At 64.9% G+C, this 19,854-nt stretch carries 20 protein-coding genes; 11 read left to right on the top strand and 9 right to left on the bottom strand.

Annotated elements, in window-relative coordinates; all coding sequences use genetic code 11:
• Positions 1-87 precede the first annotated feature (87 nt).
• The 3 genes from pnp to AB4Y31_RS14250 form a co-directional block, all read right to left on the bottom strand.
• Positions 88-2,247 carry a polyribonucleotide nucleotidyltransferase gene (gene pnp, locus AB4Y31_RS14260; protein WP_368674424.1) on the bottom strand — a complete coding sequence of 720 codons (2,160 nt, stop codon included), beginning with the start codon at positions 2,245-2,247 and terminating at the stop codon, positions 88-90.
• A gap of 318 nt (positions 2,248-2,565) precedes the next feature.
• The gene (gene rpsO, locus AB4Y31_RS14255) at positions 2,566-2,835 is read right to left on the bottom strand and encodes a 30S ribosomal protein S15 (protein ID WP_018442924.1); all 270 of its coding nucleotides are present in this window, start codon (positions 2,833-2,835) and stop codon (positions 2,566-2,568) included.
• Between the two features lie 102 nt (positions 2,836-2,937).
• Positions 2,938-4,269, bottom strand: coding sequence for a branched-chain amino acid ABC transporter substrate-binding protein (locus AB4Y31_RS14250; RefSeq protein WP_368674423.1), 1,332 nt, complete (start codon positions 4,267-4,269; stop codon positions 2,938-2,940).
• A 180-nt stretch (positions 4,270-4,449) separates the two neighbouring features.
• Between AB4Y31_RS14250 and AB4Y31_RS14245 the strand changes: the two genes are divergently transcribed.
• Positions 4,450-4,965, top strand: coding sequence for a hypothetical protein (locus tag AB4Y31_RS14245; protein WP_018442926.1), 516 nt, complete (start codon positions 4,450-4,452; stop codon positions 4,963-4,965).
• Positions 4,966-5,061: 96 nt separating this feature from the next.
• Here AB4Y31_RS14245 and AB4Y31_RS14240 read toward each other — a convergent pair whose 3' ends face one another.
• The 6 genes from AB4Y31_RS14240 to AB4Y31_RS14215 all read right to left on the bottom strand — a co-directional run bounded on the left by AB4Y31_RS14240 (position 5,062) and on the right by AB4Y31_RS14215 (position 11,935).
• Positions 5,062-6,603 carry a 2-isopropylmalate synthase gene (locus AB4Y31_RS14240; protein WP_368674422.1) on the bottom strand — a complete coding sequence of 514 codons (1,542 nt, stop codon included), beginning with the start codon at positions 6,601-6,603 and terminating at the stop codon, positions 5,062-5,064.
• Between the two features lie 300 nt (positions 6,604-6,903).
• Complete coding sequence (gene pssA / locus AB4Y31_RS14235) at positions 6,904-7,794, bottom strand: CDP-diacylglycerol--serine O-phosphatidyltransferase (RefSeq protein WP_018442928.1); 891 nt, start codon at positions 7,792-7,794, stop codon at positions 6,904-6,906.
• Positions 7,795-7,815: 21 nt separating this feature from the next.
• Positions 7,816-8,454 (bottom strand): phosphatidylserine decarboxylase, encoded by a 639-nt coding sequence (locus tag AB4Y31_RS14230; RefSeq protein WP_368674421.1) that lies wholly within the window; start codon positions 8,452-8,454, stop codon positions 7,816-7,818.
• Between the two features lie 102 nt (positions 8,455-8,556).
• Positions 8,557-9,573 (bottom strand): ketol-acid reductoisomerase, encoded by a 1,017-nt coding sequence (ilvC, locus tag AB4Y31_RS14225; protein WP_368674420.1) that lies wholly within the window; start codon positions 9,571-9,573, stop codon positions 8,557-8,559.
• 93 nt (positions 9,574-9,666) lie between these two features.
• Positions 9,667-10,158, bottom strand: coding sequence for an acetolactate synthase small subunit (gene ilvN, locus AB4Y31_RS14220; protein WP_018442931.1), 492 nt, complete (start codon positions 10,156-10,158; stop codon positions 9,667-9,669).
• A gap of 13 nt (positions 10,159-10,171) precedes the next feature.
• Positions 10,172-11,935: an acetolactate synthase 3 catalytic subunit gene (locus AB4Y31_RS14215; protein ID WP_026230088.1), complete on the bottom strand. Its 1,764-nt coding sequence runs from the start codon at positions 11,933-11,935 to the stop codon at positions 10,172-10,174.
• 404 nt (positions 11,936-12,339) lie between these two features.
• On the opposite strand from AB4Y31_RS14215, the gene AB4Y31_RS14210 reads away from it, so the two are divergent.
• The 10 genes from AB4Y31_RS14210 to AB4Y31_RS14165 all read left to right on the top strand — a co-directional run bounded on the left by AB4Y31_RS14210 (position 12,340) and on the right by AB4Y31_RS14165 (position 19,833).
• Positions 12,340-12,903 carry an RNA polymerase sigma factor gene (locus AB4Y31_RS14210; protein ID WP_018442933.1) on the top strand — a complete coding sequence of 188 codons (564 nt, stop codon included), beginning with the start codon at positions 12,340-12,342 and terminating at the stop codon, positions 12,901-12,903.
• Complete coding sequence (locus AB4Y31_RS14205; protein ID WP_368674419.1) at positions 12,900-13,334, top strand: DUF3619 family protein; 435 nt, start codon at positions 12,900-12,902, stop codon at positions 13,332-13,334. Before AB4Y31_RS14210 ends, AB4Y31_RS14205 begins: the two co-directional genes overlap by 4 nt.
• 21 nt (positions 13,335-13,355) lie before the next feature.
• Positions 13,356-14,132, top strand: a complete 777-nt coding sequence (locus tag AB4Y31_RS14200; RefSeq protein WP_368674418.1) for a DUF3106 domain-containing protein — start codon at positions 13,356-13,358, stop codon at positions 14,130-14,132.
• A gap of 11 nt (positions 14,133-14,143) precedes the next feature.
• Positions 14,144-14,722 (top strand): RDD family protein, encoded by a 579-nt coding sequence (locus AB4Y31_RS14195; RefSeq protein ID WP_368674417.1) that lies wholly within the window; start codon positions 14,144-14,146, stop codon positions 14,720-14,722.
• 132 nt (positions 14,723-14,854) lie between these two features.
• A complete protein-coding gene (locus AB4Y31_RS14190; protein WP_368674416.1) occupies positions 14,855-15,796 on the top strand; it encodes a UDP-2,3-diacylglucosamine diphosphatase in 942 nt (313 codons plus the stop codon).
• A 75-nt stretch (positions 15,797-15,871) separates the two neighbouring features.
• The gene (locus tag AB4Y31_RS14185; RefSeq protein WP_368674415.1) at positions 15,872-16,909 is read left to right on the top strand and encodes a glycosyltransferase family 4 protein; all 1,038 of its coding nucleotides are present in this window, start codon (positions 15,872-15,874) and stop codon (positions 16,907-16,909) included.
• Positions 16,906-17,487 carry a diacylglycerol kinase gene (locus AB4Y31_RS14180; RefSeq protein ID WP_368674414.1) on the top strand — a complete coding sequence of 194 codons (582 nt, stop codon included), beginning with the start codon at positions 16,906-16,908 and terminating at the stop codon, positions 17,485-17,487. Before AB4Y31_RS14185 ends, AB4Y31_RS14180 begins: the two co-directional genes overlap by 4 nt.
• A gap of 159 nt (positions 17,488-17,646) precedes the next feature.
• Positions 17,647-18,375 carry a TetR/AcrR family transcriptional regulator gene (locus AB4Y31_RS14175; RefSeq protein ID WP_368674413.1) on the top strand — a complete coding sequence of 243 codons (729 nt, stop codon included), beginning with the start codon at positions 17,647-17,649 and terminating at the stop codon, positions 18,373-18,375.
• Positions 18,372-18,956 carry a TIGR00730 family Rossman fold protein gene (locus AB4Y31_RS14170; RefSeq protein ID WP_368674412.1) on the top strand — a complete coding sequence of 195 codons (585 nt, stop codon included), beginning with the start codon at positions 18,372-18,374 and terminating at the stop codon, positions 18,954-18,956. The genes AB4Y31_RS14175 and AB4Y31_RS14170 overlap by 4 nt, the downstream gene beginning before the upstream one ends.
• Before the next feature lie 121 nt (positions 18,957-19,077).
• Positions 19,078-19,833 carry an SDR family oxidoreductase gene (locus tag AB4Y31_RS14165; protein WP_368674411.1) on the top strand — a complete coding sequence of 252 codons (756 nt, stop codon included), beginning with the start codon at positions 19,078-19,080 and terminating at the stop codon, positions 19,831-19,833.
• The last annotated feature ends 21 nt before the right edge of the window (positions 19,834-19,854 follow it).

Raw genomic sequence — 19,854 nt, 5'->3', positions numbered from 1 at the left:
GCAGCAACTTCACGCGGCACTATTCTGATAAAAAAACGGCCGGCTCGCTCGCAAGCGCACCGGCCGCTCATCATCGTCGTCGCAGCGTTACTGCTGCGGCGCCGACTCACTCTCCACGGCACCCGACCCACCCGAGGCGGCCTCGTTGAGCAGCGCCTTGGCCGACAGGCGAACGCGACCCTTCTCGTCCGTCTGGATGACCTTGACTTTGACCTGCTGGCCTTCGCTCAGGTAGTCCTTGATGTCCTTGATGCGCTCGTTGGCGATCTCGGAGATGTGCAGCAGGCCGTCCTTGCCCGGCAGGATGTTCACGATCGCGCCGAATTCGAGCAGCTTGAGGACGGTGCCTTCGTACACCTGGCCGACTTCGACCTCCGCCGTGATCTGTTCGATGCGGCGCTTCGCTTCGGCCATGCCTTCGCTGCTCGTGCTCGCGATCGTGACGACGCCGTCGTCGGAGATGTCGATCGTCGTGCCCGTTTCCTCGGTCAGCGCGCGGATGACGGAGCCGCCCTTGCCGATCACGTCGCGGATCTTCTCCGGATTGATCTTGATCGTGATCATGCGCGGCGCGAATTCGGAGAGCTCGGTGCTCGCCCCGGCCACGGCGTCCGTCATCTTGCCGAGGATGTGCATGCGCCCTTCCTTCGCCTGCGCGAGCGCGACCTGCATGATCTCCTTCGTGATCCCCTGGATCTTGATGTCCATCTGCAGCGCCGTGACGCCTTCGGCCGTGCCGGCCACCTTGAAGTCCATGTCGCCGAGGTGATCCTCGTCGCCGAGGATGTCGGAGAGCACCGCGAACTTGTTGCCTTCGAGGATGAGGCCCATCGCGATGCCGGCCACGTGAGCCTTCATCGGAACGCCCGCATCCATCAATGCCAGACAGCCGCCGCACACCGAGGCCATCGACGACGATCCGTTCGACTCGGTGATCTCCGAGACGACGCGAATCGAATAGCCGAACTCGTCGGGGCCGGGCAGGCACGGCGAGAGAGCGCGCTTCGCGAGCCGGCCATGACCGATCTCGCGCCGCTTCGGCGAACCGACACGGCCCGTCTCGCCCGTCGCGAACGGCGGCATGTTGTAGTGGAGCATGAAGCGCTCGCGGTACTCGCCTTCGAGCGCATCGATGATCTGCTCGTCGCCCTTGGTGCCGAGCGTCGCCACGACGAGCGCCTGCGTCTCGCCACGCGTGAAGAGCGCCGAGCCGTGCGTGCGCGGCAGCACGCCGGTGCGAATCTCGATGGGGCGCACGGTACGCGTGTCGCGGCCGTCAATCCGCGGCTCGCCCGAGAGAATCTGGCTGCGGACGATCTTCGCCTCGAGATCGAACAGGATGTTGCCGACCGTCGCCTTGTCGACAGGCAGCTTGCCCGCCGCGAGCGCCTCTTCGTCGAGCTTCACGCCCGTTGCCGCGTAGGTTTCCTTGAGCTTGTTCGAGCGCTCCTGCTTGTTGCGGATCTGATAGGCGCCGTCGAGCTGTGCCTGCGCGAGCTCGGTCACGCGCGCAATCAATGCCTCGTCCTTCGCTGCCGGCTGCCAATCCCATTCGGGCTTGCCGCCTTCACGGACGAGCTCGTGGATCGCATCGATGGCGGTCTGCATCTGCTCGTGGCCGAACACGACGGCGCCGAGCATCACGTCTTCGGGCAGTTGATCCGCTTCCGATTCCACCATCAGCACGGCACGCTCAGTGCCGGCGACGACGAGGTCGAGGCGCGAATCCTTCATCTGCGTGCGTGTCGGGTTCAGCACGTACTCGTTGTTGACGTAGGCCACGCGCGCGGCGCCGACCGGGCCGTTGAACGGAATGCCCGACACGGCGAGCGCGGCCGATGCGCCGATCAACGCGGGAATATCGGCCGGCACTTCCGGGTTCACCGACAGCACGTGCACGACAACCTGCACTTCGTTGTAGAAGCCTTCAGGAAAGAGCGGGCGCAACGGCCTGTCGATGAGACGCGACGTCAGCGTCTCGTGTTCCGACGGACGCCCTTCACGGCGGAAGAAGCCGCCCGGGATCTTGCCGGCCGAGTACGTCTTTTCGAGGTAATCGACGGTCAGAGGGAAGAAATCCTGGCCGGGCTTGGCCGCCTTCGCGCCGACGACGGTCGCGAGCACGACGGTGTCTTCGATATCGACAATGACGGCACCGGTGGCCTGGCGAGCAACCTCGCCCGTCTCGAGGCGAACGTTGTGCTGCCCCCATTTGAATTCTTTGACGACTTTATTGAACATTGACATGGTCACTCCTTGCTTTCTCTCACTTTCTCTTTGCTCGTCTTCGTTGTCGATTGTCGCCGCGCGGCATGACGAGACATGCCGGCAACGACGCCGCGGGCCCTCGCGACACGGGAAGAGGAGTGTTATGCCATTCCAGCGCGCCGCTCGCCGGCGCTCCGGCTCTTATTGCGTGCACCGCACTGGAATGACACAAAGCTCTGCCCGTCTCTCAGCGACCCTCTGCGGCCTCATGCGGCCTTGCGCGGTCGAAAAAAACAAAATGCCTGCATCAGCATGCTGACACAGGCATCTTGCATGAAGCGACGACCGCCGCGCCGATTACTTGCGCAGACCCAGCTTTTCGATCAGCGAACGGTAACGGTCGGCATCTTTGCCCTTCAGGTAGTCGAGCAGCTTGCGGCGACGGCTCACCATGCGCAGCAGGCCGCGGCGGCTGTGGTGATCCTTCACGTGCGACTTGAAGTGGGCGGTCAATTCGTTGATGCGGGAGGTCAGCAGCGCAACCTGAACCTCGGGCGAACCCGTATCGTTCGCGGCGCGCGCGTATTGCGCGACGATGTCGGACTTCTTGATATCAGCTACAGACATGTGATTTCCTTTGAATCTGACAGGCGGTCACGGAAGAACGGCCGTGCCGTGGGTTACGACGAAGCGAGCATTGTAGCACAGGCGCGCCGGCCGGCCACCCATTCATGGCCGCTTCATCCGGCAGGCGAACGGCTCGGCCGGCGCTTCCGGCGACAGCGCGAGGACCGTGCGAAAGCCGTAGCCGGAGCCCTCGTTGTCGAACCGGACAGCCGGGGCTCCGGCCCGCTCCATCTCGATCACGTAAAGGGGCTGGATCAGCTGGTGATCGTCGGCCCGCATCTCGACCCGCTCGAATCCGTTGTCGTAGCGCATCCCTTCGAGCGCTTTGGCGACGGCCGCCGCTTCCGTCGTATGGGCGCGGGTGATCGCGTCGGCGAGCATTTCCACCAGAATCTCCATGCGCAGCACCGGATAGTCGTCGCGCGCGGCCGGAAAGCGCGCGCGAAACGCGGCGTAATAGGCGTTCGAGGCAGCGGCCGCCGCCTCCGCATCGGGCTGCCGGGCGCCGCCGGCCTCCCCCGGCATCGGCGCGACGCCCGCGTTCGGGTGCCAGTCCGCCACGGCAAGCACGCGGCCGACGCCCGCGTCGCCGAGCGCGGCAGGCGCACCGAGACTGTTGCCATAGAACGTATAGAACTTGCCGTTGAAGCCCTGCTCGCGCGCCGCCTTGACGAGCAAGGTCAAGTCGTTTCCCCAGTTGCCGGTCACGACCGCATCGGCGCCGCTCGCCCGGATTTTGGCGATATAGGGCGCGAAGTCCTTCACGCGCCCGATCGGGTGGAACTCGTCCCCGACGATGGCGATGTCGGGGCGGCGGGCCGCAAGCGCCTCGCGCGCAAGCGCGCTCACGTCGCGTCCGAAGCTATAGTCCTGATTGAGCAGATAGACTTTCTTCACCGACCGATCGCGCTCGATCACGGCCGCGAGCGCGCTCATTCGCATGCCGGCATGCGCGTCGAAGCGGAAATGCCAGAAGCTGCACCCCGAGCCCGTCAATGCCGGGTCGTCGGCCGAGTAGTTGAGGAAGAGCTGGCGATCGCCGGGCTCGCGCGCATTGTGCTTGTCGATGGCCGCCATCAGGGCCGCGGCGACGGCCGAGCTGTTCCCTTGCAGAACGAACGGAATACGGCGGTCGGCTGCCGCGCGCTGCTGCACGAGCGCCTCGTCGACGCTGCCATGACTGTCGAGAACGACGAGCTCGAGCGGATGACGTCCATCGGCAAGCTCAACTCCGCCGCGCGCGTTGACCCGCTCGACGCCGAAGCGCAGGTTGCGCTCGACGGCCGCGCCGGCATCCGCGAACGGTCCCGACATGCCTTCGATCAATGCCAGGCGCACCGGCTCGGCCCGTTGGTCCGCCGCGGCCGCCCGCGCCAGGCAGAACGCCGTCGAGACGGCGGCGACGGCGATCCAAGCCCATCTTCCGGCAATCATGTTGATGTCCTTCCTCACCCGCGATGCAATCGATCGAAAGCGCGGATCATAGGCCGTCGAAGCGGTCTGCCGCAAGCGGCGGGTGGCTCGCGGGGGACGCCCTCGATCTTTTGAGGGCGTTGCCTGTCAAAATAATGGGGCTCGTGATAAAACGCCGGGGACGAACGGAGGAGTTTTCTTATGTCGATGGGCAAGCGTCTTTCAGCAGTGGCGGCAGCGGCAGCCGTGCTCGTGACGGCCGGCTGCGCGCAGCCTTGGCAGCAATTTACGCCGGGAGAAGCGGAATCGACGCTCGTCGCGCGCCTCGGCCCGCCGCGTGAAGTCTATGACCTGCCGACGGGCGGCAAGCGTCTCATGTGGCCGACGCAACCGATGGGCGAAGTGACGACGGCCGCGGACATCGATGCTTCAGGCAAAGTCCTGACGGTGCGTCAGGTGCTGTCGGCCAACGAGTTCTATAAAGCGCAGATCGGCACGTGGACGAAGAAGGACGTGCTCATCAACTTCGGCCGCCCCGTCGAAACGTCGTATTTTCCGCTGATGAAGCGCGAGGTCTGGTCCTACCGGTACCAGGAAGACAACGTCTGGTACCTGCTCTACAACTTTTATTTCGACCAGCAGGGCGTGCTGCGGCTCACGCAAAAGACGCCCGATCCGTTGCACGAGCCCGAGCGCGACCACTTCGGAATGATGTAGGGTGCGCCACGGCTGCCTCGCCCCCCGCGCTACGCGCGTGCTGCGCGGGGAGGCAGGCGCCGGCCGGCCGGGGACCGGGCGCCGTTGCGTTCAACGTCAGATCTGCGGATTCAGCTTCTCGCCACCGGCGTAAAGCTTGTTGAGGGCGGCGATATAGGCCTTCGCCGATGCCGCGACGATGTCGAGATCCGTGCCGACGCCGTTGACGATGCGCCCGTTCTTCGAGAGACGCACCGTCACTTCCCCTTGCGCCTGCGTGCCCGTCGTGATGGCGTTGACCGAGTAGAGGAGCATCTCGGAGCCGCTCTTCGCGTGCGCCTCGATGGCATTGAGCGTCGCATCGACAGGTCCGTTGCCATCGGACTCGGTCGTGACCTCCTGCCCCTCGGACGACATCACGATGCGCGCGTGCGGCCGCTCGCCCGTCTCGGAACGCTGCGAAAGCGAAACAAACTTGAAATGCTCGCGCTCGGCCGCCTCGGCCGATTCTTCGCCGACGATCGCCATGATGTCCTCGTCGTAGATCTCGGCCTTGCGATCGGCGAGTTCCTTGAAGCGCGCGAATGCCGTGTTGAGCTCTGCTTCGCTCTCGAGCCTGACGTTGAGCTCCTGCAAGCGCTGCTTGAAGGCGTTGCGCCCCGAGAGCTTGCCGAGCACGATCTTGTTCGCCGACCAGCCCACGTCTTCGGCGCGCATGATCTCGTACGTATCGCGCGCCTTCAGCACGCCGTCCTGATGGATGCCCGAAGCGTGAGCGAACGCGTTGGCACCGACGACCGCCTTGTTCGGCTGCACGACGAAACCGGTGATCTGCGAGACGAGCTTGGACGCCGGCACGATCTGCGTCGTATCGATGCCGAGCTCGAGACCGAAATAGTCCTTGCGCGTCTTCACGGCCATGACGATTTCCTCGAGCGCCGTATTGCCCGCGCGCTCGCCGAGGCCGTTGATCGTGCACTCGACCTGACGCGCACCGCCGAGCTGGACGCCCGCGAGCGAGTTCGCGACGGCCATCCCGAGATCGTTATGGCAATGCACGGAGAAGACGGCCTTGTCCGCATTCGGAATCCGCTCGCGCAATGTCTTCACGAGGTTGCCGTAAAGCTCGGGCACGCCGTAGCCGACCGTATCGGCGATGTTGATCGTCGTCGCGCCTTCGTCGATCACGGCCTCGAGCACTCGGCAGAGGAAGTCCATGTCCGAGCGGCTGCCGTCCTCGGGCGAGAACTCGACGTCGTCCGTGAACTTGCGCGCGAAGCGCACGGCGAGCCGCGCCTGCTCGTAGACCTGATCGGGCGTCATGCGCAGCTTCTTTTCCATATGCAGCGGCGACGTCGCGATAAAGGTATGGATGCGGAAGCGCTCGGCCGGCTTCAGCGCGTCGGCGGCCCGCTGGATGTCCTTGTCGTTCGCGCGCGCGAGCGAGCAGACGGTGCTCTCTTTAACGAGCGACGCGATGGCGTTGATGGCGTCGAAATCGCCGTTCGAGCTCGCCGCGAAGCCTGCCTCGATGACGTCGACCTTCATCCGCTCGAGCTGCCGCGCGATGCGGATCTTCTCTTCTTTCGTCATCGAAGCACCCGGCGACTGCTCGCCGTCACGCAACGTCGTGTCGAAAATTATCAGCTTGTCTGCCATCTGGGTCTCCTGGACGATTTGCAATCGGAAGTCGGAAAGTCACAACGGAATTCGGGTGTTCGCGCCACCGCTGGCGACGCCGAACAACGAACGAAGGCAGACGGGGGGCGAGAACGGTCAGCGCGCGAGACGCGCCGACGCTAGTGCTAGACCGCGTAGTAGCGGCGCACCGGCGAGAAGGGATAGGAGGGGGAACGCAAATTTCGACATGTCGCCGACTATAGCGGCATTCGCGAAAACGTGCAATCGATCGGCTGGGTGCCCCTGGTCGGGGGCGCCTGGCTCGGCGCCCCCCTCAAATCAGCGGTCGTGCGGCACCGAGCGAGCCGGGTTGTCGCGCCGGCGCAGCGCCAGATACCCCCAGAACGCATAGCCCGACAGGCCGTAAAGCACGAAGAGGCCGAACAGCATCAACGGCGGATCGGAGGACACGAGCACGAACGCGACGACGACGAGCAATATCGCCGCGAACGGCACGCGATGCCTGACGTCGAGCGCCTTGCCGCTGTAAAACGGCGCGTTCGATACCATCGTGACGCCCGCGTAGACGGTCAGGGCGAACGCCACCCAGGGCAGCCAGACGAGCTTGAGCGGCACGCGGTTGTCGGTGGCGAGCCAGACGAAGCCCGCGATCAGCGCGGCCGCGGCCGGGCTCGGCAGCCCCTGGAAGAAGCGCTTGTCGACGACGCCGATGTTGGTGTTGAAGCGGGCGAGCCGCAGCGCCGCCCCCGAACAGTAGACGAAGGCCGCGAGCCAGCCCCAGCGCCCGAGGTCCTTCAGCACCCATTCGTACATGACGAGCGCCGGCGCGACGCCGAACGAGACCATGTCGGAAAGGCTGTCGAACTGTTCGCCGAACGCGCTTTGCGTATGCGTCATGCGCGCGACGCGGCCGTCCATGCCGTCGAGCACCATTGCCACGAAGATCGCGATGGCCGCGATCTCGAAGCGCACGTTCATCGCCTGCACGACGGCGAAGAAGCCGCAAAAGAGCGCAGCCGTGGTGAATGCGTTCGGCAGCAGGTAAATGCCGCGCCTGCGCAGGAACTGCTGACGCGCGAAGCGCCGGTTTTCGGCCGGCGCGCTCACTGACGACTGCGACGCCGCGTCGGCGAATATCTTGTTGCGCCTGAACGCTCGCGGCAGCGGCGATTTGCCGATACGCGGGCGGCGCGGTTTCAATGCGGCCATCGAACTCCTCCTCGCGCCGCGTCAGAGCTCGGCGAGAATCGTCGACGAGGCGAACACCTTCTCGCCGATCGAGACCTTGGCGCGACTGCCGACAGGCAAATAGACGTCGACGCGCGAACCGAAGCGAATGAAGCCGTAGCGCTGACCGCGCGTGAGCGGCTCCCCTTCCCTCACGTAGCAGAGAATGCGCCGCGCGATGAGCCCGGCGATTTGCACCGATGTCACCGTATGTCCGCTCCCCGTCTGGATGACGATCGCGTTGCGCTCGTTTTCGAGCGACGCCTTGTCGATCGACGCATTGAGGTACGCGCCCGGAAAATACTCGATTTTGGTCACGGCGCCGTCGACGGGCGAACGCTGCGAATGGACGTTGAAGACATTCATGAACACGCTGATTTTGAGCGCCTCGCGGCCGACGTAAGGATCGAGCGTCGTCTCCACCGCAACGATACGGCCGTCGGCGGGGCACAGCACCGCGCCCGGCTCAGTCGGAATCGGACGCGCCGGATCGCGGAAAAATTGCACGACGAAAATGAGCAGCAGCCAGAAAATCCAGGCTACGCCGAACCCCGCGACCGCATGGATCAACAGCGCGACGACGGCGGCAATCGCAATGAAGGGCCACCCTTCGCGCGCGATGATCGGATGAGGGTAATTCATAAAACAGTTTGGGTCTTTTTGTAAAACCGTAGGATAGCAAAAGCCGTCCGGCGCTCGACGCGCGGGACGGCTTTCTCGAACATGCCGATGAATCGGGCGCGCTTAGTTCTTCGACTGGTCGACGAGCTTGTTCTTCGCGATCCACGGCATCATCGCGCGCAGCTTCGCGCCGACCGTTTCGATCGGGTGCTCGGCCGTGATGCGGCGGCGCGATTGCAGCACCGGCGCGCCGGCGCGGTTCTCGATGATGAAGCTCTTCGCGTATTCGCCGGTCTGGATGTCCTTCAGGACTTCCTTCATGACCTTCTTCGTCTCTTCATTGACGATGCGCGGCCCCGTCACGTACTCGCCGTACTCGGCGTTGTTCGAGATCGAGTAGTTCATGTTCGCGATGCCGCCTTCGTAGATGAGGTCGACGATGAGCTTGAGCTCGTGCAGGCATTCGAAATACGCCATCTCGGGAGCATAGCCGGCTTCGACGAGCGTCTCGAAGCCAGCCTTGATGAGCTCGACCGTGCCGCCGCAAAGGACCGCCTGCTCGCCGAAGAGGTCCGTCTCGGTCTCTTCGCGGAAGTTCGTCTCGATCACGCCGGCGCGGCCGCCGCCGTTCGCCGCCGCGTACGAGAGCGCGATGTCGCGCGCCGCGCCCGACTTGTCCTGCGCAACGGCGATGAGGTGCGGCACGCCGCCGCCGTTCTGGTACGTGTTGCGCACGGTGTGACCCGGCGCCTTCGGCGCGATCATGATCACGTCGAGATCGGCGCGAGGAATGACCTGGCCGTAGTGGACGTTGAAGCCGTGCGCGAACGCGAGCGCCGCGCCTTCCTTGATGTTCGCGTGCACTTCGCTCTTGTAGACCTCGGCGATCTGCTCGTCGGGCAGCAGCATCATGACGACATCGGCGCCCTTCACGGCTTCCGCGACTTCCTTGACCGCGAGCCCGGCCTGCTCGGCCTTCTTCCACGATGCCCCGCCACGGCGCAGACCGACCGTCACGCGCACGCCGCTCTCCTTGAGGTTCAGCGCGTGGGCATGGCCTTGCGAGCCGTAGCCGATGATCGTGACGTCCTTGCCCTTGATGAGGGAGAGGTCCGCGTCTTTATCGTAGAAAACTTTCATGTTGATTCCTTCGCTTGATCGATTCAGTGAAATTCGGATAACGCGCCACACCCGTACCCGACGAGCGAGGCGCCAAAAAGCATTGACGCGGCGTCAGACCTTCAGGATGCGCTCGCCACGGCCGATGCCCGAACTGCCCGTGCGGACCGTCTCGAGAATCACCGTGCTGTCGAGCCCTTCGATGAAGGCGTCGAGCTTGTCGCTCGCCCCCGTCAGCTCGATCGTGTAGGTCTTCTCGGTTACGTCGATGATGCGGCCGCGGAAGATGTCCGCCATCCGCTTCATCTCTTCGCGTTCCTTGCCGACCGCTCTTACCTTGATCAACATCAGCTCGCGCTCGATGTGGGCGCCTTCGGTCAAGTCGACCACTTTGACCACCTCGATCAGGCGGTTCAAGTGCTTCGTGATCTGTTCGATCACGTCGTCCGAGCCAATGGAGACGATGGTCAGGCGCGAAAGCGATTGGTCTTCGGTCGGCGCCACCGTCAACGTTTCGATGTTGTAGCCGCGTGCAGAAAAAAGGCCGACCACGCGCGAAAGCGCACCCGGTTCGTTTTCCAGCAGGACGGAGATGATATGTCGCATGTAGTGTTCCCCGTCAGAGATCTTCCGCACCGAGCAGCATCTCGGTGATGCCCTTGCCGGCTTGAACCATCGGCCAGACGTTTTCGGTCGGATCGGTCTGGAAATCGAGAAACACGGTGCGATCCTTGAGTCGCAGCGCCTCCTTCAACGCGGGCTCGACATCCGCCGTCTTTTCGACACGGATGCCGATATGGCCGTACGCCTCGGCCAGCTTCACGAAATCCGGCAGCGCATCCATATACGAATGCGAATAGCGCTTGCTGTACTCGATCTGCTGCCACTGGCGAACCATGCCGAGATAGCGGTTGTTGAGCGAGATGATCTTGATCGGCGTGTCGTACTGCTTGCACGTCGACAGCTCCTGGATGCACATCTGGATCGAGCCTTCGCCCGTGATGCAGGCCACGTCGGACTCGGGATGCGCCATCTTCACGCCCATCGCCGCGGGCAGCCCGAAGCCCATCGTGCCGAGCCCGCCCGAGTTGATCCAGCGGCGCGGCTTGTCGAAGCGGTAGAACTGCGCCGCCCACATCTGGTGCTGACCGACGTCGGAGCAGACGTAGGCGCTGCCGTCCGTGAGCTCCCAGAGCTTCTCGACGACATACTGCGGCTTGATGATCGGGCTCGTCCGGTCGTACTTGAGGCAGTCCTTCGCGCGCCAGCTCTCGATCTCTTTCCACCATTCGGCGAGCGCCGCGGCGTCGGGCCCGTGCTCGGCGTGCTGCAGCTGCTCGATGAGCTCCTTGAGCACCTCTTTCACGTCGCCGACGATCGGAATGTCGACCTTCACTCGCTTGCTGATCGACGACGGATCGATATCGATATGGATGATCTTGCGCGGACGCGACGAGAAATGCTGCGGATCGCCGATCACGCGGTCGTCGAAGCGGGCGCCGATCGCGATCAGCACATCGCAGTGCTGCATCGCCATGTTGGCTTCATACGTGCCGTGCATGCCGAGCATGCCGAGGAACTTCTTGTCGCTCGCGCGGTAGCCGCCCAGGCCCATCAGCGTGTTCGTGACGGGATAGCCGAGCAGATCGGCGAACTGATTGAGCTCGCGCGCGGCGTCGGCGAGAACGATGCCGCCGCCCGTGTAGATGTAGGGGCGCTTCGCGCCGAGCAGCAGCGAGACGGCCTTGCGGATCTGGCCCGAGTGCCCTTTCGTCACCGGGTTATACGAGCGCAGCGACACGCTCTTCACGGGCTCGTACTCGCACGGCGTCTTCGACACGTCCTTCGGAATGTCGATGAGCACCGGTCCCGGGCGGCCCGTACGCGCGATGTAGAAGGCCTTCTTGACGGTCGCCGCGAGGTCGCGCACGTCCTTCACGAGGAAGTTGTGCTTGACGCACGGGCGCGTGATCCCGACCGTATCGCACTCCTGGAACGCATCCTGGCCGATCGCGGCCGTCGGCACCTGGCCGCTGATGATGACGAGCGGAATCGAATCCATGTAGGCAGTGGCAATACCCGTCACCGCGTTCGTCACGCCGGGGCCCGACGTGACGAGGCACACGCCCACCTTGCCCGTCGAGCGCGCGTAGCCGTCGGCCGCGTGCACCGCCGCCTGCTCGTGGCGCACGAGCACGTGCTGCACTTTGTCCTGCTTGTAGAGTTCGTCGTAGATGTAGAGCACTGCGCCGCCGGGATAGCCCCAGAGCACCTCGACGCCTTCGTCGGCCAGCGCGCGCATGAGCACGGTCGCGCCGATCGAGGGAGCTTCATGAGGGGGGGTGGTATCCGACGTGGAGAATTCCGCGCTGGGCATATTCATCATTCACCTTTCGAATTTTCGGCAAAAAATTGATCGGGTGCTCTCTGCCGGGCTTGTGGCTCGGGTTCAAGCGGCGCGTCCAGTTTGACAGGCGGGCCTCTTGGGCACGCCTCAAAGAAGACAATCACTTATGTTGCGAACCGGAAACGTTAACGGGTACGGCCCTGCCGGTCAAGCAAAATTTGCTGCAGCGCCGGAAGAGCGTGCGCCGCCGATAGCCGACACCGCGCAGGCGTGCCGGTGGCGTTTGCACCACAAGGATTCGAAAAAACGCCGCCCGAAGCCGCCGCGGCCCCCTGTTCGCACCCCGTCATCTCGAAAAGTTTGCTAGCATCCGCCAGTTTTACGGATATTTTTCAATCGATTACGGCGCGCGCCCCAAAAAGAGGCGCGGCCTCCCTCGGATGGCATCAGACAAGGAACTCGCCGATTTCCTGACGAGCGTCGAAAGGCGTGCGTTCAAGCAGACCGTCTACGCCGTGCGCGACGACGATGCCGCCCTCGACATCGTGCAGGACGCGATGATCCGGCTCGCCGAACGGTATGGCGACCGGCCGCTCGCCGAGCTTCCGCTCCTCTTTCAGCGTATTCTCCAGAATGCGACGCACGACTTTTTTCGTCGGCAGAAGGTGCGCAACACCTGGGTGAGCCTCTTTTCGTCGTTCGGCAGCGGCGAAGACGAGGAATTCGACCTGCTCGAAACGATCGAAGGACAGGAAGCCTCGGGCGGATCGGAAAGCTCCGAGCAAACGCTCGAGCGCCATCAAGTGCTTGCACTCATCGACGAAGAGATCCAAAAATTACCGGCGCGTCAACGGGAGGCGTTTCTCATGCGTTACTGGGAAGATATGGATGTCGCCGAGACTGCCGCCGCGATGGGCTGCTCCGAAGGCAGTGTCAAGACGCACTGCTCGAGAGCCACGCATACGCTGGCGGTTGCGCTCAAGGCCAAAGGAATCACGCTATGAGCCCCGCTCCCGAAATCAAAGAACGCGAGTTCGCGCACAACGTCTGTCGCGCGCTCGACGAAAACGCGGCCAGCTTGCCCGCCTCGACGGTCGAGAAACTCGCGGCCGCGCGGCGCGTCGCGCTCGCGCGCAAGAAGCCCGAAGCGCTCGCCGCGCGTGCGTTCGTGCCAGTGCTCGCGCATGCCGGGGGGGAGCCGAGCATGAGTCCGCGGTCCGCGCCGCGCGAACGGCGCGTGTCGCCGTTCGTCCGCATGCTGCGCGCGTGGCCCGTCATTGCGCTCGTCGTCGGTGTCGCCGCGATCGCCTACTGGGAAAACCTGCAACGCTCGGCAGAGCTTGCCGACATCGACGCAGCCATGCTCAACGACGAGCTCCCGCTCAACGCGTATCTCGATCACGGGTTCAACGCGTATCTCTCGCGTGCGCGCTGAACGCATGCGGAGGAGTCCTGCGTGAGCTACAAGCGCGGCCTGGCCGTCGTGTTCGCGTGCGCGATCGCCTCGGCGGTCGCATTCGCCGCCACCTACCACCGGTTTTTCGCCCCGCCGCCGGCCGCCGCCCATGCGGCCGCGGGCGCCAGCGCGCCCGCCGTCGCGTCGGCGTCGACGTCGACGTCCGGCGCCCCGCTCGCGCTCGACTTTCCGCCGCTCGTCACGGACCACAATCCGCTTTCGTGGGCCCGTCTGACGCCCGCGCAACACGCGGCGCTCGCGCCTTTCGCGGCGGTATGGGACAAGTTCAGCGACGAACGCAAGCGAAAATGGATCAAGATCGCGTCCGGTTTCGCGAAGATGTCGCCCGAACGGCAAAAAAGGCTGCATGAACAGATGGCGGAGTGGGTGCGCATGACGCCCGAGCAGCGGCGCGTCGCGCGCGAAAACTACCAGCTCTCGAAAGCGCTGCCGCCGCAGGCGCGCCAAAAGGCGTGGACGGCCTATCAGCAACTCTCGCCCGAGCAAAAGGCGCGCTTGGCCGCAAGCGAGCGCAAACGGCGGCCGACCGTCGTCAGCGCGCCCCCGTCGGGCGCGAAAAGCGAGATTCGCGGGCTCAATCGGCTCGTCGAGCCTCGGCCGGGCGCGGGCAGTAACGTCGCGTCCGCGACGAGCGCGTCGGCGCCCGTCGCCGCGCCGCCGCCGTCGGTCCCGACGGCCCCGGCCAGCCCGGCGCCGGCCAACAGTGCGCCGCTCTCGCCGTCCGAGGACCAATCGGGCATTTTCAAAGGCGCCTGAGGGCTCGCGCGATGTCGGCATTGGACGAATCGGACACGAGCGCGCTCGGCAACGCCGGCGCGGCAAAGAGTGCGCCGCCGTTGCCGCCCCCGAGCGTGCGCCGGCGTCTCGCCGCGCTCGTCTACGAGGCGGTGATTCTCTTCGGCATTGTTTTTTTCGCCGGCTATCTCTTCGGCACGCTCACCCAGCAGCGCAACGGGCTCGTCCATCGCGACCTGCTCGCGGCATGGATCGCGCTCGTCGTCGGTGCCTACTTCGTCTGGTGCTGGACGCACGGCGGCCAGACGCTGCCGATGAAAACCTGGCGCTTGCGCCTCGTCGGCCGCCACGGCTCCCCGGTGCGGCCTGCCCGCGCCGTCGTTCGCTATCTGCTGGCCTGGCTCTGGTTTCTGCCGCCGCTTGCGCTGCACCCGCTCCTCGACCTTTCTCTGCCTTACACCCTCGGCGCCGCAGCCGTCTGGTTCGTGCTCTGGGCCGCCTCCGCGCGGCTCGACGGCGCACGACAGTTTCCCCACGATCGCCTCGCCGGCACGCGCATCGTGATGGCCGAAGCGCGTCGGCAGGCCACGGCCGGCACGTCGCCATCCTGACGCGCGCGCCGCGACCCGCTCGCGGGCCGCCCGCCGAATCCCCGCTGCGTAATAAGAACTTCTCGTGACTGTCATGTGGCAGTCACGGGCGCGTGGCGCAATGCACACATGTACAACTCGACGCGAGAAGCCATGGACCGTGCGACGTCCGCGACTTCCCTCCTACGGCAGATCGGCGCTTCGGTTGACGCCGTTCCGTTCCACCCCGCCACGCCCGGCGGCGCGTCGACGATCGAGGATGCAGGGGGTCGGCAGCCGGCTTCGAGCAGCAGCCACCACGACGACAGCGTGCCCGATCCACACCGTTACCGCACGATCTGGCTCTCCGACATCCACCTCGGTTCGAGCGGCTGCCAGGCCAATTACCTGCTCGATTTCCTGCGCCACAACGAGTCCGAGTATCTCTATCTCGTCGGCGATATCATCGACGGCTGGCAGCTCAAAAAGGGCTGGTACTGGCCGCAGGCGCACAACGACGTCGTGCAGAAAATCCTGCGCAAGGCGCGCAAAGGCACGCAGGTCGTCTACATTCCCGGCAATCACGACGAAGCGGCACGGCAGTTCTGCGATCTTGCGTTCGGCGACATTCATGTGCGCGGCGAAGCGTTCCATACGACGTTGGCGGGCAAGCGCCTCTGGATCGTTCACGGCGATCTCTTCGACGGCGTAATTCAGCACGCCAAGTGGCTCGCCTATCTCGGCGACACCGCCTACACGGCGATCCTTGTGCTCAACCGCTGGTTCAACCGTATTCGCAGCCGCTTCGGCTTTCAGTACTGGTCGCTCTCGCAATATCTGAAACACCAGGTCAAGAACGCGGTGAACTTCATCTCGTCGTTCGAGCAGGTCATGATCGACGAGGCGCGCCGCCGCGGCTGCGACGGCGTCGTCTGCGGCCACATCCACAAGGCCGAGATCCGCGAGGTCGACGGCCTTACCTATTGCAACGACGGCGATTGGGTCGAAAGCCTCTCCGCGCTCGTCGAAACGCTCGAGGGCGAGCTGCAGGTGGTCTATTGGACCGTGATGCGCTCGCCGGAAGTCAATTCGCGCAAGGCCAAGGCAACCGCCTAAAATGACAGGGCGCTCACGGTCGCGACGTCCGCCGCCCCGCTCCTCACGCTCCCCCTTCACCGCATAGGGCTTCGCATGAAGATCATGATCGTCACCGACGCGTGGGAACCTCAAGTCAACGGCGTCGTCCGCACGCTCAAGAACACCACGCGTGAACTCACGGCGCTCGGGCATCGCGTCGAGCTGCTCACCCCGCTCGAGTTTCGCACCGTGCCGTGTCCGACCTACCCCGAGATCCGCCTGTCGCTCTTTCCGCGCATGCGGCTGAACCGGCGGATCGACGAGTTCGCGCCCGACGCGCTCCATATCGCGACGGAGGGGCCGCTCGGGCTCGCCGCACGCCGCTACGCGATCCGGCACGGATTGCCGTTCACGACGGCCTATCACACGCGCTTTCCCGAGTACATCGAGGCCCGCTTCGCGCTGCCCGCCGCGGTCTCCTATCGGTTCCTGCGCTGGTTCCACCGGCCGTCGCTCGCCGTCATGGCGCCGACGCCCGTCGTGAAAGCCGATCTCGAGCAGTACGGCTTCACGAATGTCGTGCTCTGGTCGCGCGGAGTCGACCTCGATATCTTCCATCCGATGGAATCGAAGGTGCTCAACACGGCGCGGCCGATCTTCCTTTATGTCGGCCGTGTCGCGATCGAGAAGAACGTCGAGGCTTTCCTCAAGCTCGATCTGCCCGGTTCCAAATGGGTGGCCGGCGAAGGCCCGGCGCTCGCGGAGCTCAAGTCCCGCTACCCCGAGGCCAACTACCTCGGCGTGCTGACGCAGGCCGAGCTCGCGAAAGTCTATGCGGCCGCCGACGTGTTCGTCTTTCCGAGCCGCACCGACACCTTCGGGCTCGTGCTGCTAGAGGCGCTCGCCTGCGGCACGCCCGTCGCGGCCTACCCCGTGACGGGCCCGATCGACGTGCTCGGCGACGGTGGAGCCGGCGCGATGAACGAGGACTTGCGCGAAGCTTGCCTCGACGCGCTCAAAATCGAGCGCGCACACGCGCGTGCCTGGGCCGAGCGGTTCTCCTGGCGCGCCGCGTCCGAGCAGTTCGCCGCGCATTTGAAACCCCTTTCGCGCGCCCCGTGGCGCGAAGAGAACGAGAACGCCGCGGCATGAGGCGCGATGAATCGCTCGCCCGCGACGAACGGGTCGAGTCGCCCCCGCCCCCTGAACCGCCCGCGGCTCGCGAGCGCCACGTCGATCTCGCGCCCGACGAGCCGCAGGGGAGCGATGACCACGTGGAGCGGCCGGAGCCGCTCTCCCCCGACGATCCGCTCGCCCCGCCGCCCTTCAACCCTTACAAAGGCAATCGCGGGTTCACGCGCGCCTGGCATGCGCTCAAAAACTCGGTCAATGGCTTCCGAGTGGCCATCCGCGAGGAGAGCGCGTTTCGCCAGGAACTCACGCTCGCCGCGATACTCGTGCCGGGCGGCGCGCTCGTCCCGGTCGACGCCGTCTCGCACGTGCTCCTGATCGGCTCCGTGCTGCTCGTGCTGATCGTCGAGCTGCTCAATTCGAGCGTCGAAGCGGCCATCGACCGCATTTCGCTCGAGCGCCACGAGCTTTCCCGGCGCGCGAAGGATCTCGGCAGCGCGGCCGTGACGGTCGCGCTCGGCGCATGCCTGCTCACGTGGGTGCTCATCGCCGGCCCGCTCCTCGTTGCATGGATCGGGCGGCTTGTCGCTTCTCCATGAAAACCCTAGGCCGGTCGAAGAAGAGAACGACCGGTTTATAATCGGCCCACAACTCCGAGACAGACCAACCACGCCGGGCTGACACGACGCAGCGTCGCGAAAGTGCCGCGCGTTCCGTCGTATTTGGCCCAGCGCGAACACACTTCAGGGCCGGACGACATGGAAGCAAAAACTCCCCGCCGCACCCGTGAACGGATCCTCGAACTGTCGTTGAAGCTCTTCAACGAGATCGGCGAGCCGAACGTCACGACCACGACCATCGCCGAGGAAATGGAGATCAGCCCCGGCAATCTTTATTACCATTTCCGTAATAAAGACGACATCATCAACAGCATATTTGCTCAGTTCGAGCAGGCGATCGAAAAGCGGCTGCGGTTCCCGGAAGATCATCGTCCGACCATCGACGAAACCTGGTCATATCTGCAGTACATGGCCGATTTCATGTGGCAGTACCGCTTTCTCTATCGCGACCTCAACGATCTGCTCGCGCGCAACCGCACCCTCGAGACGCATTTCAAGCAGATCATCAGTCACAAGGTGCGCTTTGCGCGCGAAATGTGCGAATTGCTCGTCGCCGACGACGAGATGGTCGCGACACCCGACGAGATTCAGGTCATCTCGACGAACATGGGCGTCATCGCCACCTACTGGCTCTCGTATCAGTTCGTCATGCATCCGCGCAAGTACAACGAGCAGGAGGCGATCCGCGCCGAGCTGCATCAGGTGAGCGTCCACGTCATCTCGGTCATGGCGCCCTATCTGCGCGGCCGCTCGCGGCAGCTCTTCGACGATCTCGTCTCCGGCCGGCGCCCCTTGCGGGAATTCCACGACTATCTGCCGCCACGCGACTCCGCCGTGAAGACGGTCGTCAAGGGCGCGCAGCCATGAAGTCGATCTGCGTCTACTGTGGTTCTTCGCTCGGCGCCAAACCCGCCTATGCGGAAGCGGCGCGCGGCTTCGGCCGTGCGCTCGTCGAGGCGGGCTGCACGCTCGTCTACGGCGGCGGGCGCGTCGGATTGATGGGCGTCGTCGCCGACGAAGTGCTCGCGGCGGGGGGCCGTGCGATCGGCGTCATTCCGAAGCTCCTCGTCGACAAGGAGGTGGGGCATCGCGGGCTCACCGAATTGCACGTCGTGCCCGACATGCACCAGCGCAAGAAAATGATGGCCGACCTCGCCGACGCGTTCGTTGCCCTGCCGGGCGGCGCCGGCACGTTGGAAGAGCTGTTCGAGGTCTACACGTGGGCCCAGCTCGGGTATCACGCGAAACCGATCGGCCTCTTCGATGCCGACGGCTACTACGCGCCGCTCGTCGGGCTGCTGCGGCATACGGTCCGAGAAGGCTTCATGCAGCCGCGCTACGTGGACATCCTGCAAATCGATTCGCAACCCGCGGCGCTCGTCGACAAGCTGCGCCGCTATCGCCCGCCCGGTCCCGATAAATGGGCCACCGAGCGCGAGGCTGTTTAAGCGAGCCGCCTAATGAACGCCCCCCACGCTCACTTCGTTCGCTGCCCCCCGCGGGGGCGGTCAGTGCGCTTGGGGCGGCCCCGGCGCCCGGAGGAAGTCCCCTTGGGGGACGCGCACTGACATGAACACGGACATGCGTGTCGTACTCATCACCGGCGCAAGCCGCGGCATCGGGCGCGCGACCGCGCGGTCGCTGGGTGCGCAGGGCTGGGCCGTCGGCGTCAACTATGCGCGAGATCGGCAAGCGGCCGAGCAAACTGCACGCGAAGTCGAGCAGGCGGGCGGCAAGGCCCTCGTCGTGCAGGGCGACGTCGCCGACGAACCGGCCGTCAGCGCGATGTTCGATGCCGTCGCGCAAGCGTTCGACCGGCTCGATGCGCTTGTCAACAACGCGGGCATCGTCGCGCCCTCGATGCCGCTCGCGGACATGGATCTCGCGCGTCTTAAGCGAATGTTCGACGTCAACGTCTTGGGCGCCTATCTGTGCGCCCGCGAAGCAGCGCGGCGCATGTCGACGGACCGTGGCGGAGCGGGCGGCGCGATCGTCAATGTTTCATCCGCGGCGTCGCGGCTCGGGTCGCCGAACGAGTACGTCGATTATGCGGGCTCTAAGGGCGCCGTCGACACGATGACGATCGGACTCGCAAAGGAGCTCGGCCCGCGCGGCGTACGCGTCAATGCCGTGCGCCCCGGCCTCATCGATACCGAGATTCACGCGAGCGGCGGCAAGCCCGATCGCGCCGCGCAGCTCGGCGCGCAAACGCCCGCCGGACGGCCCGGCCGCGCCGACGAAGTGGCGGCGGCGATCGTCTGGCTGCTCTCCGATGCGGCGTCGTATGTGAACGGCGCTCTCCTCGACGTTGCGGGCGGGCGCTGAGGCCACCCGGCTTCGATGTTC

This window comes from Trinickia sp. EG282A (genome assembly GCF_040965455.1).
Lineage (GTDB): Bacteria > Pseudomonadota > Gammaproteobacteria > Burkholderiales > Burkholderiaceae > Trinickia > Trinickia symbiotica.
The sequence above is the reverse complement of the archived record's forward strand: the minus strand, read 5'-3'. Positions and strand labels throughout refer to the sequence as shown.

Excerpts from the sequence above, each read along its gene's own strand:
- pnp (WP_368674424.1), bottom strand. The coding sequence starts at position 2,247 with ATGTCAATGTTCAATAAAGTCGTCAAAGAATTCAAATGGGGGCAGCAC.
- rpsO (WP_018442924.1), bottom strand. The coding sequence starts at position 2,835 with ATGTCTGTAGCTGATATCAAGAAGTCCGACATCGTCGCGCAATACGCG.
- AB4Y31_RS14250 (WP_368674423.1), bottom strand. The coding sequence starts at position 4,269 with ATGATTGCCGGAAGATGGGCTTGGATCGCCGTCGCCGCCGTCTCGACG.
- AB4Y31_RS14245 (WP_018442926.1), top strand. The coding sequence starts at position 4,450 with ATGTCGATGGGCAAGCGTCTTTCAGCAGTGGCGGCAGCGGCAGCCGTG.
- AB4Y31_RS14240 (WP_368674422.1), bottom strand. The coding sequence starts at position 6,603 with ATGGCAGACAAGCTGATAATTTTCGACACGACGTTGCGTGACGGCGAG.
- pssA (WP_018442928.1), bottom strand. The coding sequence starts at position 7,794 with ATGGCCGCATTGAAACCGCGCCGCCCGCGTATCGGCAAATCGCCGCTG.
- AB4Y31_RS14230 (WP_368674421.1), bottom strand. The coding sequence starts at position 8,454 with ATGAATTACCCTCATCCGATCATCGCGCGCGAAGGGTGGCCCTTCATT.
- ilvC (WP_368674420.1), bottom strand. The coding sequence starts at position 9,573 with ATGAAAGTTTTCTACGATAAAGACGCGGACCTCTCCCTCATCAAGGGC.
- ilvN (WP_018442931.1), bottom strand. The coding sequence starts at position 10,158 with ATGCGACATATCATCTCCGTCCTGCTGGAAAACGAACCGGGTGCGCTT.
- AB4Y31_RS14215 (WP_026230088.1), bottom strand. The coding sequence starts at position 11,935 with ATGAATATGCCCAGCGCGGAATTCTCCACGTCGGATACCACCCCCCCT.
- AB4Y31_RS14210 (WP_018442933.1), top strand. The coding sequence starts at position 12,340 with ATGGCATCAGACAAGGAACTCGCCGATTTCCTGACGAGCGTCGAAAGG.
- AB4Y31_RS14205 (WP_368674419.1), top strand. The coding sequence starts at position 12,900 with ATGAGCCCCGCTCCCGAAATCAAAGAACGCGAGTTCGCGCACAACGTC.
- AB4Y31_RS14195 (WP_368674417.1), top strand. The coding sequence starts at position 14,144 with ATGTCGGCATTGGACGAATCGGACACGAGCGCGCTCGGCAACGCCGGC.
- AB4Y31_RS14190 (WP_368674416.1), top strand. The coding sequence starts at position 14,855 with ATGGACCGTGCGACGTCCGCGACTTCCCTCCTACGGCAGATCGGCGCT.
- AB4Y31_RS14185 (WP_368674415.1), top strand. The coding sequence starts at position 15,872 with ATGAAGATCATGATCGTCACCGACGCGTGGGAACCTCAAGTCAACGGC.
- AB4Y31_RS14180 (WP_368674414.1), top strand. The coding sequence starts at position 16,906 with ATGAGGCGCGATGAATCGCTCGCCCGCGACGAACGGGTCGAGTCGCCC.
- AB4Y31_RS14175 (WP_368674413.1), top strand. The coding sequence starts at position 17,647 with ATGGAAGCAAAAACTCCCCGCCGCACCCGTGAACGGATCCTCGAACTG.
- AB4Y31_RS14170 (WP_368674412.1), top strand. The coding sequence starts at position 18,372 with ATGAAGTCGATCTGCGTCTACTGTGGTTCTTCGCTCGGCGCCAAACCC.
- AB4Y31_RS14165 (WP_368674411.1), top strand. The coding sequence starts at position 19,078 with ATGAACACGGACATGCGTGTCGTACTCATCACCGGCGCAAGCCGCGGC.